Origin of the sequence: Lentzea sp. CA-135723, from assembly GCF_050936595.1 — a bacterium.
GTDB lineage: Bacteria > Actinomycetota > Actinomycetes > Mycobacteriales > Pseudonocardiaceae > Lentzea.
This window is the reverse complement of the sequence record NZ_JBNJMK010000001.1, coordinates 296,125-308,912: the sequence shown is the minus strand read 5'-3', so window position 1 is coordinate 308,912 and position 12,788 is coordinate 296,125. Positions and strand designations below refer to the sequence as shown.

The 12,788-nt window shown below is 70.3% G+C and carries 13 protein-coding genes, 1 pseudogene and 1 riboswitch; of the genes and pseudogenes, 10 read left to right on the top strand and 4 right to left on the bottom strand.

Translation table 11 applies throughout. The features are described from left to right. Positions 1-23: 23 nt before the first annotated feature. Positions 24-902 (bottom strand): LysR family transcriptional regulator, encoded by an 879-nt coding sequence (locus ACQEU1_RS01255; RefSeq protein ID WP_433195249.1) that lies wholly within the window; start codon positions 900-902, stop codon positions 24-26. Between the two features lie 9 nt (positions 903-911). Further along, positions 912-1,445: an ATP-binding cassette domain-containing protein gene (locus tag ACQEU1_RS01250; protein WP_433211271.1), complete on the bottom strand. Its 534-nt coding sequence runs from the start codon at positions 1,443-1,445 to the stop codon at positions 912-914. On the opposite strand from ACQEU1_RS01250, the gene ACQEU1_RS01245 reads away from it, so the two are divergent. Beyond that, a complete protein-coding gene (locus ACQEU1_RS01245) occupies positions 1,378-2,388 on the top strand; it encodes a response regulator transcription factor (protein ID WP_433195247.1) in 1,011 nt (336 codons plus the stop codon). The two genes, ACQEU1_RS01250 and ACQEU1_RS01245, sit on opposite strands and share 68 nt — an antisense overlap. Here the strand turns inward: ACQEU1_RS01245 and ACQEU1_RS01240 are convergent. Further along, on the bottom strand, positions 2,357-2,725 hold the full coding sequence (locus ACQEU1_RS01240; RefSeq protein ID WP_433195244.1) for a nitroreductase family deazaflavin-dependent oxidoreductase: 369 nt from the start codon (positions 2,723-2,725) through the stop codon (positions 2,357-2,359). The two genes, ACQEU1_RS01245 and ACQEU1_RS01240, sit on opposite strands and share 32 nt — an antisense overlap. A 63-nt stretch (positions 2,726-2,788) precedes the next feature. On the opposite strand from ACQEU1_RS01240, the gene ACQEU1_RS01235 reads away from it, so the two are divergent. The 4 genes and pseudogenes from ACQEU1_RS01235 (at position 2,789) to ACQEU1_RS01220 (ending at position 6,482) form a co-directional block, all read left to right on the top strand. Further along, positions 2,789-3,331: an SMI1/KNR4 family protein gene (locus ACQEU1_RS01235; protein ID WP_433195242.1), complete on the top strand. Its 543-nt coding sequence runs from the start codon at positions 2,789-2,791 to the stop codon at positions 3,329-3,331. 132 nt (positions 3,332-3,463) lie between these two features. After that, a pseudogene (locus ACQEU1_RS01230) lies at positions 3,464-5,272 on the top strand (glycoside hydrolase family 3 protein); the annotation flags it as partial. Positions 5,273-5,296: 24 nt separating this feature from the next. Then, positions 5,297-5,686, top strand: a complete 390-nt coding sequence (locus tag ACQEU1_RS01225; protein WP_433211268.1) for a carbohydrate-binding protein — start codon at positions 5,297-5,299, stop codon at positions 5,684-5,686. Between the two features lie 59 nt (positions 5,687-5,745). Then, a riboswitch (cobalamin riboswitch) is annotated at positions 5,746-5,948 on the top strand. A gap of 21 nt (positions 5,949-5,969) precedes the next feature. Continuing rightward, positions 5,970-6,482, top strand: coding sequence for an acyl-CoA thioesterase (locus tag ACQEU1_RS01220; protein WP_433195240.1), 513 nt, complete (start codon positions 5,970-5,972; stop codon positions 6,480-6,482). Positions 6,483-6,523: 41 nt separating this feature from the next. On the opposite strand, the gene ACQEU1_RS01215 is transcribed toward ACQEU1_RS01220, so the two are convergent. Then, positions 6,524-7,753 (bottom strand): aspartate aminotransferase family protein, encoded by a 1,230-nt coding sequence (locus tag ACQEU1_RS01215; protein ID WP_433195238.1) that lies wholly within the window; start codon positions 7,751-7,753, stop codon positions 6,524-6,526. 78 nt (positions 7,754-7,831) lie between these two features. On the opposite strand from ACQEU1_RS01215, the gene ACQEU1_RS01210 reads away from it, so the two are divergent. From ACQEU1_RS01210 to ACQEU1_RS01190, 5 genes are all read left to right on the top strand, one after another. Then, positions 7,832-8,701, top strand: a complete 870-nt coding sequence (locus ACQEU1_RS01210) for a LysR family transcriptional regulator (RefSeq protein ID WP_433195236.1) — start codon at positions 7,832-7,834, stop codon at positions 8,699-8,701. Between the two features lie 2 nt (positions 8,702-8,703). After that, on the top strand, positions 8,704-9,687 hold the full coding sequence (locus ACQEU1_RS01205) for a LacI family DNA-binding transcriptional regulator (protein WP_433195234.1): 984 nt from the start codon (positions 8,704-8,706) through the stop codon (positions 9,685-9,687). A gap of 89 nt (positions 9,688-9,776) precedes the next feature. Further along, positions 9,777-11,060, top strand: a complete 1,284-nt coding sequence (locus ACQEU1_RS01200) for an extracellular solute-binding protein (RefSeq protein WP_433195232.1) — start codon at positions 9,777-9,779, stop codon at positions 11,058-11,060. Beyond that, positions 11,057-11,962, top strand: a complete 906-nt coding sequence (locus ACQEU1_RS01195) for a carbohydrate ABC transporter permease (protein ID WP_433195230.1) — start codon at positions 11,057-11,059, stop codon at positions 11,960-11,962. Before ACQEU1_RS01200 ends, ACQEU1_RS01195 begins: the two co-directional genes overlap by 4 nt. Continuing rightward, on the top strand, positions 11,959-12,780 hold the full coding sequence (locus tag ACQEU1_RS01190; RefSeq protein ID WP_433195228.1) for a carbohydrate ABC transporter permease: 822 nt from the start codon (positions 11,959-11,961) through the stop codon (positions 12,778-12,780). Before ACQEU1_RS01195 ends, ACQEU1_RS01190 begins: the two co-directional genes overlap by 4 nt. Positions 12,781-12,788 lie beyond the last annotated feature (8 nt).

Genomic DNA, 12,788 nt, shown 5'->3' with positions numbered 1-12,788 from the left:
CCAAGACGCGCGTCCACCCAGCGTTAGAGGTTCAGGCTATGAGCGACGTCGAGGAACGCGCTCGCGGCCGGGCTGAGGTCGCCGGGGCCCGCGACCAGCGCGAGGTGCAGGTACCGGGCGGGTTCGAGGGCCAGCACGAGCGCGCCGGCCTGCCGGGCGAGCGGCGCCCACGACTCGGCCAGCACCGCCATCCCGACGCCGCCGAGCACGAGCGGCAGGATCGCCTCGCGGTGCTCGGTCTCCACCACCGGCGTGATGTCGGCCCGAGCGCTGATCTCGTCCACGACCCGCCGCATGCCGGTGCCGGGCTGGCCCACGATCAACCGTTGCCCTGCCAGGTCCTCGTGCCGCACCACCGCGTCCGGCGCGAACGGCCCGCCGTGCGGGCAGACCAGCACGAACCGCTGCGTGCCCAGCGGCGTCACGCGCACCCGCGAGTCGCACACCGGTTCACTCGCGCCGAGCAGCCCGAGCTCCGTCCGTCCACTTCGGACCTCGTCGACGACGTCCTCGGCCGTGAACGCCGACCGCACCGCGATCGACAGCCCGGGGTGCTTCTCCGTGACGGCCTTGATGATCCGCGCCAGCGGCTCGACCGACTGCGACGGCATCGCGGCGATCTCGACCCGCCCGACCCGCAGGTCCGCGACCTCCGCGACGCTCGCTCGCGCCGTGGCGAGCACGCGCACCACCTGCCGGGCCGGTCCGATGAGCGCCTCGCCCGCGTCCGTCAGCACCAGCCGGCGACCCGCCCGCCGGAAGAGGTCGATGCCGAGGTCGCGTTCGAGCGCCCGGATCGCCTGGGACAGCGAGGGTTGCGCGACGTGCAGGGCGGCCGCGGCCTTGTTCACGCTGCCGAGGTCCACGACGGCGAGGAAGTAGCGCAGGTGCCGGACGTCCATCCCCGCAGGCTAATCCGCGAAGGCGTCGGCCTGCGACCGGTAGAGCCGGGCGTACTGGCCGCCCCGCGCCAGAAGTTCCTGGTGCGACCCGAGTTCTGCGACGCCGCCGCCTGCCGGCACCACGATCAGGTCGGCGGACCTGACGGCCGAGAAGCGGTGCGTGACCAGGACCGTGATCATGCCATGCGCGCCGTCGGTGGCCCTGGTCATGCTGCCGAACAGAGCGTCCTCGGTGAACGCGTCGAGCGAGGCGGTCGGTTCGTCGAAGAACCGCACCAGCGGGGTGGTGCGCGCCAGGCCGCGGGCGAGCGCGAGCCGCTGCCACTGGCCGGTGGAGAGGTCGGTGCCGCCCCAGGCCGTGCCGAGCTGGGCGTCCTGGGCGAGCACCCCCGCGCCCGCCCTGGTGATGGCGGAGCGGACGTGCGCGGGGTCGTCGAGGTGCGGCAGGTCACCGACGCCGACCGCGTGCTGGACGGTGAGCTCGAAGCGGGCGAAGTCCTGGAACGCCGCCGCGAGCCGCTCCCGCCACGCGTGGACGTCCAGGTCGGCGTCCCGGATCGGCGCGGTGATCGCCCGCTACCAGTCCGAGGTCGACATCGGCCTGCAACTCGTCCTGCGAGCCGTCCTCGCGGGCCACCGGGGCGACCGGACAACGTTGACGGAAGCCTGGTCCGTGCTCTCCGAACCGGGCGGCGAACAGCACACGGCCCGCCTGCACGGCCTGGCCGCGACGTTCTGCTCACTGCTGGAGGAGGACAGACCGAGGGCCCGCGCCGACCTGGCGGCGGCGTTGGAGGCCGAACGCGCCACCCCGACCACCTACCACCTGACCGGCCGGCTGGGCCTCTCGCTGCTGCTGCGCGCCGTCGACGGCGACCTGACCAGAGCCGAGTACGACACCGCGGTCGCCGACCCGGCGGCGGGCCTGCGCTGGGACCACCACTTCGCCCTGCTCGCCTCCGCCGTCCTGGCCGGCGCGGCGGGAGAGCACGACGTCGCCGTCCAGGTCGCCGAGAGCGCCGAGGTGGGCCTGCTCTACCCGATGGCCCGCCACCTGGGCCTGAGGCTCGTCAGCGAGGCGGCGGCCCGCGACGGCTGGGGCGACCCCGAGGCGTGGCTGCGCGCCGCCGAACACCACTTCCACGACGCGGGCGTCCCGGCCGTCGCCGGCGCGTGCCGGGCCCAGCTGCGCCTGATGGGCGTCCGCCTCACGCAACGCAGGTCCGGCGTCGACGAGGTGCCCGACGAGCTGCGGCTCGCGGGCGTGACCGTGCGGGAGTACGAGGTGCTGCGGCTGCTCGGCGCGCGGCTCGCGAACAACGAGATCGCGGCGCAGCTGCACCTCTCCCGCCGCACGGTGGAGAAGCACATGTCGAGCCTGCTGACCAAAACGGGCCTGACCAACCGGCTCGCTCTGGGCAAGCTCGCGACCGAGCACACCGACCAGTGCCGCGCTAGAGAACGTCCATCCGGAGGAACTCCTTGATGCGCAGCGACTTCGGCGGGCGCTTCACGTCAGGCGCCAGTGCCTCGAACGCCTCCGCCTCCGTCACCACGCGCGGGGCCGTCACCTCGACGTCCTCGCCGCCCACGGTCAGCTTCGCGTGGCCCGCCGCCATCACGTTGCGCACCCAGTCCGACTTCGACCCGTACACCAGCACCACGAGGTAGCCGCCGTCGACCGGGTGCGCCTCCATCGGGGTGCGGTAGAGCATTCCGGAGCTGCGGCCCACGTGGGTGAGCACCGCCCACTTACCGCTCCTGAGCGCGTGCGGGTTGAACACGCGCTTGTTGACGTGGCCCCACCACCTGGGCATAGGCATGTCTGACTCCTCTCCTGCACCAAGACGCCGTGGGCGGGCGATCTGTTGAAGTAGCGTGCGCACGTGGAGATCACCGACGACCGCGCCTTCCCCGCCGCGCTGGCCGCTCTCAGCGGCATCGACTTCCCGTGGGAGTACGACGAGAAGGCCGACGAGCCCTCGCCGGGCAACATGGACTACGAGCCGTACCAGGAGTTCGACTCGGCCGAGGAGACCACCGACTGGATCCGTTCGTGGACCGGCAACAAGGAGCTGGACGGGGACGCGTTCCGGACCTTCGGGCAGGACGGGACGGGCGGTCTGGCCGTGCTGTGGCTGGTGCGGGAGGGGCCGTTGACGGCGCAGCCCGTGGTGTTCTTCGGGTCCGAGGGCGAGGTCGGGCCGGTCGCGACGAGCCTGGGCGAGTTCCTGTGGCTGCTCGCGGGCGGCGTGGGGCCGCAGGAGGCCGTCGAGTTCGGGTCCGACAGCGGGGTGGAGAACGCCGAACTGCGTGCCGTGGCGGAGAAGTACTCCGGGCTCGCGCCGCGCACGCCCGCCGAGGTGCTGGCGGCGGCACGGGCCGAGTTCCCCGACTTCGCCGAGCTGGTCGCGTCCTGGTGCCGTTAGAACGCTGACGGGGAACCGGAACCAGGACCGGTTCCCCGTTGGTCTATACCACTTGGTCGACCGAGGTTACGCTCCGGTCAACCCTGTTGTGCCGCAAGGTAAACAGGACCTCGTCCCCCGGAGGTCTGCCCTGTGAGAAAGCTCCTCGCGGCCGCACTTCTGCTCAGTGCCGCCGTCATCCCCACCGGTACGGCCGCCGCGGCCGACCCGATCTACAAGGATCCGGCGCAGCCGATCCCGGCGCGCGTGGCCGACCTGCTGGGCCGCATGTCGCTCGACGAGAAGGTCGGGCAGATGACGCAGGCCGAGCGGAACGCGGTCAGCAACGCCGATCTGACGAACTTCCGGCTAGGGTCGCTGCTGTCCGGTGGCGGTTCCGCGCCGTCGCCGAACAACGCCACGTCGTGGGCGAACATGTACGACAACTTCCAGCGCGCGGCGATCGCCACCCCGCTGGGCATTCCGATGATCTACGGCGTGGACGCCGTGCACGGGCACAACAACGTCGTCGGCGCCACGATCTTCCCGCACAACATCGGCCTGGGAGCGACCCGTGATCCCGGGCTGGTGCAGCGGATCGGCCGCGCGACCGCCGAGGAGGTGTCGGGCACTGGCATCGACTGGGACTTCGCGCCGTGCCTGTGCGTCGCGCGCAACGACCGGTGGGGCCGCACCTACGAGTCGTTCGGTGAGACGCCGCAGGACGCCACCGCGATGACGACGATGATCACCGGCCTGCAGGGTTCGAAGCTGTCCGACCCCGGTTCGGTGCTTGCGACGGCCAAGCACTACATCGGCGACGGCGGCACGACCAACGGCACCGACCAGGGCAACACGCAGGTCAGCGAGGCGGAGCTGCGCGCGACGCACCTGCCGCCGTTCCGCGACGCCATCGCCAAGGGCGTCGGCTCGGTCATGATCACCTACAGCAGCTGGAACGGCACGAAGCTGCACGGCCACAAGTACCTGATCACCGACGTGCTGAAGAACGAGCTCGGCTTCAGCGGCCTCGTCGTGTCGGACTGGAACGCCATCGACCAGATCGACGGCCAGCCCGGCTTCACCGCGGCCGAGGTGCGCGACTCGATCAACGCCGGCCTCGACATGATCATGGTGCCGACCGAGTGGCGGCAGTTCATCACCTACCTCAAGCAGGAGGTGCAGGCGGGCCGCGTGCCGATGTCGCGCATCGACGACGCCAACCGCCGCATCCTCACCAAGAAGTTCGAGCTCGGCCTGTTCGAGAAGCCGCTGACCGACCGCACCTACACGCCGACCGTCGGCAACGCCGCGCACCGCGCGCTGGCCCGTGAGGCCGTGCGCAAGTCGCAGGTGCTGCTGAAGAACCAGAACGGCGTGCTGCCGCTGTCCAAGACGGCGTCGAAGATCTTCGTGGCGGGCAAGAGCGCGGACAACATCGGCTACCAGAGCGGCGGCTGGACGATCTCGTGGCAGGGCGGCAGCGGCGCGGTGACGCCGGGAACCACTGTGCTGCAAGGCATCCGCAGTGCCGTGTCGACGTCCACCACGGTGACGTACAACCGCAACGGCACGGGCATCGACGGCACGTACAACGCCGCGATCGCCGTCATCGGTGAGACCCCGTACACCGAGGGCGCTGGCGACCGGCCCGGCAGCCTCGGCCTCGACGCCGAGGACATCGCGACGCTGAACACGTTGCGCGCCACCGGTGTCCCGGTCGTCGTGGTGCTCGTGTCCGGACGCCCGCTGGACATCGCGGCGCAGCTGCCGCAGTGGAGCGCGTTGGTGGCCGCCTGGCTGCCCGGCACCGAGGGCAACGGCGTCGCGGACGTGCTCTTCGGCGACTACAAGCCGATCGGCACGCTGCCGTTCACGTGGATGCAGAGCGCCTCGCAGCAGCCGATCAACGTCGGCGACGGCAAGGCACCGCTGTTCCCGTACGGCTTCGGCACGCAGTTCCCGGCCACGCAGAACGCCTACAACATCATCGGCGCCTCGTACTACGACGAGCAGCGCGGCACGCAGGTCGAGCGGTGCACCGACTCGGGCTGCGGCCAGAACGTCGGCTACCTGACGCCGGGCGACTACGTGGCCTACGCGGACGTCGACTTCGGCGCCACGCCGCCGACCTCGGTGACCACGCGCCTCGCATCGGGCTCCACGGCGAACGGCACGTTGCAGTTCCGCCTCGACAGCCCGACCGGCCCGGTGGTCGCGACGGTGTCCGCGGCGAGCACCGGCGGCTGGCAGACGTGGACGAGCCGCACGGCCGCCGCGTCGGGCGCGACCGGCGTGCACCGGCTGTACCTGGTGGCGACCGGCGGCACGGGCGGTGACCTGGCGAACGTGAACTGGTTCCAGTTCGCACGCTAGTGACCTGCGAAAACGGGGGTCCCGGCCATGTGCCGGGACCCCCGTTCGCGTGCTCGGGCTAGGCTCGTCGGGCTGACGGTTCGTTCCCCGCGACGGGGAGCGAGGCAAGAGGGAACCCGGTGCGAGTCCGGGACTGCCCCGCAGCGGTGAGTGGGAACGAAAGCTGCCATGGAGCACTGGGCGAGAGCCTGGGAAGCGGCGGCCGGTAGGTGCGAGCGGTGTGCCCACGAGTCCGAAGACCTGCCGCCGGCGTTCCATCCGCACGCTCGCGAGGAGAGAGCCTGTGATTCACCCAGTGCTGCCCGGAAGATCACCCGCCGAGTCGCGGCTGACGCTGTCGCAGATCATGGACAACAACGACACCAACCTGATGGGCACGGTCCACGGCGGTGTGCTGATGAAGCTGGCCGACTCCCTCGCGGGAGTGGTGTCGGCACGGCACTCCGAGGGCGCCGCGGTCACCGTGGCGATCGACGAGATGACGTTCCGCGTACCTGTGCGCGTCGGTGACGTGCTGCACCTGCACGCGCAGATCAACTGGGCGGGCGCGACCTCGATGGAGATCGGGGTCAGGGCGCTCGCCGACCGCTGGGACAGCACGGTGCCCGCCGTGCACGTGGCGTCGGCCTACATCGTGCTGGTCGCGGTCGACGAGCTCGGAGCGCCGAGGGCCGTGCCGCCGGTCGTGCCGGTGACGGACGAGGACCGCAGGCGCTTCGGCGAGGCGGAGATCCGGCGGGCCCACCGCCTCGCGAGGCGGGCGGCGATCGAGGACTCGCGCGCACTCACGGCCTGATGCGGAGGGCGGACGAGGCCGTGGTCTCGTCCGCCCTCCCTTCAGCCTGCCGAGCCGATCGCCTCGTCCAAGATCACCAGCCCCTCCCCCAGCTCCTCCTCCGACGCCGTGAGCGGCGGCGCGATCCGGAACACCCCGCCCATCCCGGGGATCTGCACGATGTTCATGTGCAGCCCCAGCTCCAGGCACCTCTGCGTGATCGGGGCGCTCAGCGACTCGTCCGCGATCTCCAGCCCCACCAGCAACCCGCGCCCGCGCACGTCCGACACCAGCGTGTGCCGCGCGGCGATGTCGTCCAGGCCGGACCGCAGGAACGCCCCGAGCTTCGCGGCCCGTTCGTCCAGCCGCTCTTCCTCCAGCACGTCCAGCACGGTGTTGCCGACGGCCGCGACCAGCGGGTCCGACACGTGCGTGGTGAAGAACAGGTAGCCCCGGTCGTGCGCGGAAGCCTCGATCTCTGCGGACGTGATCACGGCGGCCAGCGGCAGGCCGGCGCCCAGGGTCTTCGACAGCGTCAGGATGTCCGGCACCACGCCGTCGCGTTCGAACGCGTACCAGGTGCCGGTGCGGCACAGACCGGTCTGCGCCTCGTCGAAGATCAGCAGCATGCCGCGCTCCCGGCACTTGGCCTGCAACGCGGCGAAGTAGCCGAGCGGCGGTTCGAGGATGCCGCCCGACGACAGGATCGGTTCGACGATGCACGCGGCCAGCGAGCCGACCGACTGGGCGTCGATCAGGTCGAACGCCAGGTCGAGCTGCGCCTGCCAGTCGCCGGACGGCGCGGGGATGGCGAAGTTGCCGGGGGTGGCGGGGCCGTAGCCCTTGCGGCCGGCGGAGTACGTCGCGGCGGCCGCGGCGGCGGTCATGCCGTGCCACGAGCGGGCGAAGGCGACCACCTCGTGCTTGCCGGTGACGAGCTTGGCCATGCGCAGCGCGGCCTCGTTGGACTCGGCGCCGGTGGTCAGCAGCTGCACCTTGGAGAGCGACGGGGGCAGCGTGCCGGCGAGGCGGCGGGCGAGGTCCACGACCGGGCGGCTGAGCATGCCGCTGAACAGGTGGTCGAGGTTCGCGATCTGGCGTTGGACGGTCTCCACGATGCGCGGGTGCGAGTGGCCGAGGATCGCGCTCATCTGGCCCGACGTGAAGTCGAGAATGCGGCGGCCGTCCTCGGTGAACAGGTGGCTTCCCGACGCGCTGTCGATGATCTCGCGCGTGAACGTTCCGCCGTAGCGGACGAGGTGGCGGTCGACGTCGTCCCAGAAGGTGTCCATGGCCCAAAACGCTAGGAGCAACCGAGCAACAGGTCCATCTCACAATCCCACGCTCGCTGTTCGGAAATACTGCACAGCATGACGCTCAACCCGTGGCGCCTGCGCCTGCTCAGCCAGCTCGACGCGCTGGGCACCGTGCGGGCCGTGGCGCAGGCCGCGAACCTGAGTGCTTCGAGCGTGTCGCAGCAGCTCGCGGTGCTCGAGACCGAGACGCGCACGCAGCTGCTCGAACGGACCGGGCGGCGCGTCCGGCTCACCTCGGCCGGGCTGATCCTCGCCAGGAGGGCGCGCTCGATCCTCGACCAGATGGACGCCGTCGAGGCCGAGCTGCGCAACCTCAGCCAGGAGCCGTCCGGCCTCATCCGGCTCGGCGCGTTCCAGAGCTCGATCCACACCCTCGCCGTGCCCGCGATCCAGCGGCTCGACCACCCGCACCTCGACGTCGAGATCCTGGAGCTCGAACCGCACGCCAGCATGCCCGCGCTGCTCGCGGGCGAGGTCGACGTGATCATCACGACCACCGACTTCGTCGAGCTGCCGGTGCCGAAGGACATCGACGTCGTGCCGCTCGGCGAGGACCCGATCGTGCTCGTCACGCCACCGGGACAACCCAAGAACGACATCGCCGCGTGCAAGGACGAGCCGTGGGCGTTCGACATCCCCGGCTCCTACATGGCGAACCTCGCGACCAGGCTCTGCCGGCAGGCGGGGTTCGAGCCGAGGGTGGCCGGCCGGTTCAGCAACTACATGCTCACGCTCAAGCACGTCGAGGCCGGTCTGGCGGTCGCGGTGCTGCCCGCGCTGGCCGTGGACAGGCGGTTCGACGTGGTCACGAAGGAGCTTCCGGTGACGCGGAGGATCACCGCCGCCATCCGGCGCGACTCGCGCGCCGCGATCACCGCGGTGCTCGACGCCCTGCATACTCGGTCGCAGTCGGACGAGAGGTGATCATGAGCAGGCGCGTCACGATCAACGACGTCGCGCGGGTCGCCGGGGTCTCGCGGCAGACGGTGTCGCGGGCGCTCAACGACAAGGGCGAGATCGACGGCAACACGAAGCAGCGGGTCCTCGACGCGGCCAAGGAGCTCGGCTACCGGCCGAGCCGGTTCGCGCGCGGTCTGGTCAGGCAGGACAGCACCACGATCGGCCTGGTCATCCCCGACCTGCTCAACCCGTTCTTCACCGAGGTCGCGGCCGGCGCCTTGGAGGCCGCGCGGTCGCACGGCTGGCACGTGATCGTCTACGACACCGCCGACAGCATCGCCGAGGAACGCGGCACGCTCGAGGTCGTCGCGTCCCAGGTGGACGCCGTGGTCGGCTACTTCAGCCTCGACGAGTCCGAACTGGACCGGCACCTCGGCGGCATGCCCGCCGTGCTGATCGGCCGCGACCACCACGAACCGCGGTTCAGCTCGATCCGCATCGACGGCGAGCAGGGCGTGCACGCGGCCATCGACCACCTGGTCGCCGCGGGGCACCGCCGGATCGGCATGCTCGACCACGCGGGCCGCGCCGACCCGAGCCTGCGCCGCGACTGGTTCGAGGACGCCATGACCGGGCACGGCCTGCACGCGCCGGTCGTCGGCAACGCCGTGCAGTCGGTCGACGGCGGCGCCGAGGCGTTGCGCCGGCTGCTGGACGAGCACCCGGACCTCACCGCCGTCTTCACCTACAACGACGTGATCGCGATGGGCGCGCTCAAGGCCGCCCGCAGGCTCGGCAAGGCCGTCCCGAAGGACCTCGCGGTGATCGGGTTCGACGGCCTGCAGCTCGGCACGGTCGTCGACCCGGCGCTCACGAGCGTCGCCCTCGACACCCGCCGGATCGGCACGCTCGCGATAGAGCAGGCCGGTCGGCTGGTCGCGGGCGAATCGCCGCTTCCCTCCGAAGAACTGCAGGTCAGCGCCGTCCTCTTAGTGCGCGAGTCCGCCTGACCCTTGACAGGCTCACTCGATCGGCTCATGCTTCGCGCCAATCCGTGAACGTTCACGGGAGCGTTCACGGGCTCTCCGGAGGGTCCCCGATGACGTTGACTCGACGCAGGTTCCTGGCCGGCGCGGCGGCTCTCGGCGCAACCGCGCTGGGCGCGACCGCGTGCACCAGTCCGACCACCGCCAACCCGGGCAAGATCACGCTCTGGTACTCGACGAACGGCGTGTCGGAGAAGGTGCTCGGCCAGGCCGTGCAGCGCTTCCCCGCGCAGAACCTCACCCCGTCCAAGGTGAGCGGCGAACTGAACCGGCGGCTGCTCGCCGCCCTGTCCGGTGAGGCCTACCTGCCGGACATCACGATGCTCGGCGACGGCATCTCGACCTACTTCAGCGCCACGGACCGGTTCGCCGACCTGAACGCGCTCGGCGCGAAGCAGGACGAGCCGGACTACCTGCCGTGGAAGTGGCAGGCGGGCCGCAGCCCCGACGGCTTCCAGCTCGGCTTCCCGATCGACACCGGCCCGGCCGCGCTCTACTACCGGCACGACCTGTTCGGCGAGGCGGGCCTGCCCACCGAGCCGGACGCGGTCGCCGCCGCACTGTCCACCTGGGACGACTACTTCGAGTTCGCCCTGCGGGTCAAGGACAAGCTGCCCGGCCGGTACCTGATCACCGACACGAAGATGGTGTTCACGTACTCGCTGGCGCAGGAGAAGCAGAAGTACCTGGACCGGCAGAACCGGTACCTGGAGGACCAGTCTCAGGTGCGGCGGGCCTGGGACCGCGCGGTCAAGGCGTTCCAGATGGGCCTCACCGCCGGGTACGCGGGGTCGGCGACCGGTGAGGGCGTCGACCGGCGCGCGGCCTGGACCAACGGCAAGGAGGTCGCGTTCGTCAACGCCTCCTGGATCACCGGCAACCTCAAGCAGTCCGCGCCGAGCACGTCCGGCAGGTGGCACGTCTGCCAGGCGCCCGGCGGGCCGGGCAACCAGGGCGGCTCGTTCCTCGCGATCACCAAGTACTGCCCCGATCCGCAGGGCGCCTACGAGATCGTGAAGTGGCTGATGTCGCCGGAGAACCAGGCCGCGGCCTACCTCGAACTGGGCCTCTTCCCGTCGAGCCCGGCGGTCTACGCCGACCCGTCGGTGCTGGCGCCGGAGGAGTTCTTCGGCGGGCAGTCGTCGATCCAGGTGTTCGGTGAGATCGCGAAGAAGGTCGAGCCGGTCTACTTCTCCCCCTGGGACATCACGATCTCCGACACCTACACCGACGAGCTCACCAACGTCGAGTCCGCGGGCAAGGACCCCGAGCAGGCGTGGGAGGACGCGCGGACCGCCGTCGACCGGCTGCTGCGCCGGCAGGGGGTGCTCGCATGACCGCCGTCGCCGCGAACCGGAGGTGGAGGTACCTCCCGCAGTACCTCGCGATCGCACCGTTCTTCGTGCTGTTCGCGATCTTCGGCGTCTATCCCGTCGTGTACTCGCTGTGGTTGTCGTTGCAGCGCTGGAACGGCGTCAGCGAGATGAAGTTCGTCGGGCTGGAGAACTTCCGGTTCCTGCTCACCGACACCGCGTTCTGGGACGCCATCGGCAACACCCTGGTCATCTGGGTGATGTCGACGATCCCGATGCTGGTGCTGTCGATGCTCGTGGCGCTGGGGCTCAACTCCTCGGTGCGCCACAAGGGTTTCCTGCGGGTGGCGTACTTCCTGCCCAACGTCACGTCGATCGTGGCGATGTCGCTGGTGTTCGGCTCGTTCTTCTCCAGCGAGTTCGGCGTGCTGAACTGGTTCCTGGGCCTGATCGGCGTGGACCCGGTGCAGTGGCTGACCGATCCGTGGGCGATCCGGATCGCGATCTCGTTGATGATCATCTGGCGCTGGACGGGCTACAACGCGATCATCCTGCTGGCCGGGCTCCAGGCGTTGCCGCAGGACGTCTACGAGGCCGCGAAGCTCGACGGCGCCGGCCCGGTGCAGACCTTCTTCCGCGTCACGCTTCCGTTGCTGCGCCCGGTGTTGCTGTTCTCCGTGGTGATGTCGGCGATCGGCGGGCTGCAGATCTTCACCGAGTCGCAGATCCTGCTGGGCGACCGCGGTGGCCCCGAGGGCGCGGGCATGACGATGGTCCTCTACTTCTACAACACCGCGTTCGCGGACAACGACTTCGGCTACGGCGCCGCGACCGCGTGGGGCATCTTCGTGGTCGTCGTGCTGTTCTCGATCCTCAACTGGCGGCTGGTGCAGCGTCCGGGCCGCGCGAACGGAGGCGACAGGTGACCCGTCCCGGGACTCTTCTCACCTACGGCGCGATGGTGGTCGGCGCGCTGATCACGTTGTTCCCCTACTACCAGCTCGCGGTGATGGCCTCGAACACCACCGCGGACATCTACTCGTCGCCGCCGACGTTCTGGTTCGGCGGGCACCTCTTCGAGAACATCGGCGAGGTGTTCGCGAAGATCGACTTCTTCGGGTCGTTGCTCAACACGCTGGTCGTGGCGATCGCGACGACGGTGCTGGTGCTGTTCTTCGACTCGCTGGCGGCCTTCACGTTCGCCAAGTACGACTTCCCTGGCAGCAACGTCCTCTTCGGAGTCCTGCTGGCGACGTTCGTGGTGCCGACGCAGCTCGCGGCCATCCCGCAGTTCGACCTGATGGCGAAGTTCGGCCTGGTCGGCAGCCTGAACGCGCTGATCATCCCGGCCGCCGCCAACGCGTTCGGCATCTTCTGGATGCGGCAGTACGCCCGGAGCGCGATCTCCGACGAGGTCCTGGAGGCGGCGCGGGTCGACGGCGCGGGCTTCTTCCGCACCTACCTGTCGGTCGGGCTGCCGGTGCTCCGGCCCGCGCTGGCGTTCCTCGGTATCTTCACGTTCGTCAACGCGTGGAACGACTACCTGTGGCCGCTGGTCGTGCTGATCGACTCGAACCACACGACGTTGCAGGTGGCGTTGTCGCAGCTCAACGGCCTGTACCTGCAGGACTACGCGGTCGTGATGGCCGGGACGCTGGTCGCGATCGTGCCGCTGGTGATCGTGTTCCTGATCGGTGCCCGTCACTTCATCCGCAACATCGCCGCCGGCGCAGTGAAGGGCTGACCATCTTG